The 3,073-nt window shown below is 67.4% G+C and carries 4 protein-coding genes; all 4 read right to left on the reverse strand.

Features of this window, described 5'->3' with window-relative positions:
• Window positions 1–48: 48 nt before the first annotated feature.
• The gene (locus WKW77_RS34835; RefSeq protein ID WP_340361448.1) at window positions 49–549 is read right to left on the reverse strand and encodes a hypothetical protein; all 501 of its coding nucleotides are present in this window, start codon (window positions 547–549) and stop codon (window positions 49–51) included.
• A 5-nt stretch (window positions 550–554) separates the two neighbouring features.
• Window positions 555–2,171 (reverse strand): IS66 family transposase, encoded by a 1,617-nt coding sequence (gene tnpC, locus WKW77_RS34840; RefSeq protein WP_340361449.1) that lies wholly within the window; start codon window positions 2,169–2,171, stop codon window positions 555–557.
• Between the two features lie 71 nt (window positions 2,172–2,242).
• Window positions 2,243–2,590 carry an IS66 family insertion sequence element accessory protein TnpB gene (gene tnpB, locus WKW77_RS34845; protein WP_340361450.1) on the reverse strand — a complete coding sequence of 116 codons (348 nt, stop codon included), beginning with the start codon at window positions 2,588–2,590 and terminating at the stop codon, window positions 2,243–2,245.
• Window positions 2,587–2,994 carry an IS66-like element accessory protein TnpA gene (gene tnpA / locus WKW77_RS34850; RefSeq protein WP_340361451.1) on the reverse strand — a complete coding sequence of 136 codons (408 nt, stop codon included), beginning with the start codon at window positions 2,992–2,994 and terminating at the stop codon, window positions 2,587–2,589. Before tnpA ends, tnpB begins: the two co-directional genes overlap by 4 nt.
• Between the last annotated feature and the right edge of the window lie 79 nt (window positions 2,995–3,073).

Below are 3,073 nucleotides of genomic sequence, written 5' to 3' on the forward strand. Positions count from 1 at the left end.
GTGAGCGTCCAGCCGATCCACCTTGACCCGGCTCGGAGCTCGTGATCGTCAAGGTGCGGTCGCGGATCCAACGAAGGCGACACACTCGACGAGGTTGAGAGCGGCCAGCAGCAGGTACTTCTCCGCGTCGGTGCGCACACGCAGCAACTCGTGGTCGCCGAGGTATCCGTAGACGAACGCGAGCAGGTAGCGCTCGGGATGCTCGTCGCAGAACTGCTGCACGACCTGATCGGCCAGCTCGCCCGGCAATCCCTCATTGAAGCGGGCGCGGGCTGTCAAGCGCTGCATGCACGTCTCCTGCAAGTCCTCCGAGACGATCGGCCACGTATGGCCGCTGCGCTTCATCGCCTGGAACGTCACGAACAGGATGTGCAGCGGCACCTCCATCTCCACCATGCTCACTCCCATGCGCGACAGCGCGAGGACCGAGGCGAGCATGTTGGGCTGCTGAACGAAGATCTCGTCGGCCAGGCGCACCTTCTGAGCCTGGTCCAGGCTGTTGACGTCGATGGCCGCCTGGACCATCACGGCCTGCGTGATCACGCCCATCTTCGTCAACTCGGCCGCCAACGATGCGGCAGCAGTTCATCCAGCCGATGGCTGGGATGCGCGTGGATGCGCGCCAGCACGTCGCGCAGGTACGCCCACGGATCCAGGCCGTTGAGCTTGGCGGACTGCACCAGGCTCATCACCACCGCTGCGCGCTGGCCGGCCATTTCGCTGCCCACGAACAGCCAGTTCTTCGCGCCGAGTTTCCACGGCTTGATCTGCCGCTCGATCAGGTTGTTGTCGATGACCACCGCGCCGTCGTCGATGTGCAGCGTCAGCGCCTTCCAGGCGTTGAGGCTGTAGTCGATCGCCTCGGCAATCTTGCTGCCATCGAGCACCTGCGTGCGCTGCACCTTGAGCCACACCTCGAACTCATCCCACAGGGGCTTGCTCAATTGCTGCCGGGCCTGGCAGCGCTGGACGTCATCCATCTGCGCGAAGGCGGCCTCGGCGTGGTAGATCCGCGCCCAGCGCTGCAGCGCCTGGGTGGCCACCACGCTGGCAGCATGTCCCCCGCGACTGAGCTCCTCGAAGTACCGCCTGGCATGCGCTGCGCACAGCGCCGAGTTGCGCTGCGGGTAGACCTTGGCGTCCAACACGGCGTTGTAGCCAGCGTACTGGTCGGTGATCAAGGTGCCATTCCACGGCGGCTCTGAGCATGGCGGGCCCTTGCCGCCGAGGAAGGCCACCGGGTACTGCGATCCTCGGCCCAGACAGAACTCGTAGATCACGCCTGGGTACGGGTCATGGTGGCTGCGAGCCCAGGCCCAGACGTAGGCCTTCTTCGTCTTGCCCGATCCCGGGTCCAGCAGCGGCACCGGGGTCTCATCGGCGTGCAGCACCCGGCAGCTGAGGATGAAGCGCCGGTGCGCCTCGTACAGCGGCTCGAGCTTGGCGCCGCCGGCGCCGCTCCAGGCGGCCAGCGTCGAGCGCGGCGTGTGCACGCCCGAGCGTGCGTTGATCGGCTCCTGCCGGTAGTACGGCAGGTGGTCCACGAAGCGGCTGATCAGCGTGTGCGCCACCAGCCCGCTGGCGGGGATGCCGCCGTCCACCACGTCCGGCTCGGCCGGCTCCTGGCGGATCTGCTGGCAGCACCGGCAGGCCCACTTGCCGTAGATGTGCCTGTGCACGAAGAACTTGGCCGGGACGATGTCCAGCTTCTCGCTGACGTCCTCGCCGATGCGGTGCATGGGCCGGCCGCACTCAACGTTCGGGCAGTTCGTGTCCTGGGGCTCGTGGCGATGCTCGACGCGCTCCAGGTGCTCGGGCAGTGCCTGGCGACGCGGCTGACGAGGGGGTGCCTTCGCAGTCTTGGGCACCTCAGGCAGGCCGCGCTGCAATTCGGCCAGTTGTGCCTGCAGGCTGGCCTCGTCCTCCGCCAGCGTGTCTTGGAACAGGGCGCGCTGCTGGGCCGTCATGGACTCGGTCTTGGCGCCGAACTTCCAGCGCTTGAGACGGGCGAGCTCGAAGTTGATCTTCTCCAGCTTGGCGTCGCGCCAGGCGATCTCGCGAGCCTGGGCCTGCACCTTCTGCTGCAACCGCGTGATCAGCGCGGCCGCTTCCGGCGGAAGTTGCGCCATGTCGATACGAGGAGCAGCGGTGTCGCCGAGCATGTTCGGCATGTTGCACGAGTGGGGACGCGCTGCGCATCGGCAGATGCGATGTCAACGGTGGCGCTGGGCTGTCGGCGCCCTCATGATCGGCTGATGACGCTGAGTTCGCCCAGGCGCTGCCACGGCAGGCCGACCGCGAGAGCTTCGAATTGCTGCGCGCTCAGTTGCAGCGTTGCAGCCGGCAGTTGCCCTGGCAAACGCTCCAGCCATACGAAGCGTCCCGCGTGCAGGCGGCGCGTGGCGCACCACACACCGAAGCCATCGTGCACGAGCAGTTTGATGCGCGTGGCGCGCAGGTTGGCGAAGAGGTAGCCATGGTGCGCACGCGCCGAGCCGACGGTGTTGACGACGATGTTGAGCAACCGGTCAGCGCCAGCGCGCATGTCCTGCGGCTGGGTGCATAGCCACAGCGTGTCGATGCGGATCAACGGGCCGGCTCCTCAGGCGGCGCGCACAGCGCATCGGCCAGGGCGCGCAACTGCGCAGCGTACAGCGCGCCTGCGCTGGCAGCGCACTGGAGCTTCACGTGCAGACCGCCGCGCTGAAGTTCGATGCGGATGTCGGGCTGCGGTGCAGGAGCGGCGATCGGCGCGGGCTGCGGCAACTCCACAGGGACGAACTGCAGGACAGGCGCAGTGCCACCGGCCGCAGGCGCCGCGGCGCCCATGCGCTTGAGCCCATGGCCCGTGAGCCACTTGCGCACGACGTTGGTGTTCAGGCCGTGCGCAATGGCCACGGCCGAGACTGACGCGCCGGGCTGCCGGCACTCGGCCAGGATGCGGGCCTTGAACTCGGCACTGTGGACTCGGCGATTGGAAGTATTGGGATGCATAGGCGTCCGCCAAATTTAGGTGGACGCCATCCTCGGGAGCCGCTGCGTCAGGCGCAAGGTGGGATCGCTGGACGCTCAC

The organism is Variovorax ureilyticus (assembly GCF_037889935.1).
Classification (GTDB): Bacteria; Pseudomonadota; Gammaproteobacteria; order Burkholderiales; family Burkholderiaceae_C; genus Variovorax; species Variovorax ureilyticus.

Coding starts and splice junctions, on each gene's coding strand:
- tnpA (WP_340361451.1), bottom strand. CDS start 2,994: ATGCATCCCAATACTTCCAATCGCCGAGTCCACAGTGCCGAGTTCAAG.
- tnpC (WP_340361449.1), bottom strand. CDS start 2,171: ATGCCGAACATGCTCGGCGACACCGCTGCTCCTCGTATCGACATGGCG.
- WKW77_RS34835 (WP_340361448.1), bottom strand. CDS start 549: ATGGGCGTGATCACGCAGGCCGTGATGGTCCAGGCGGCCATCGACGTC.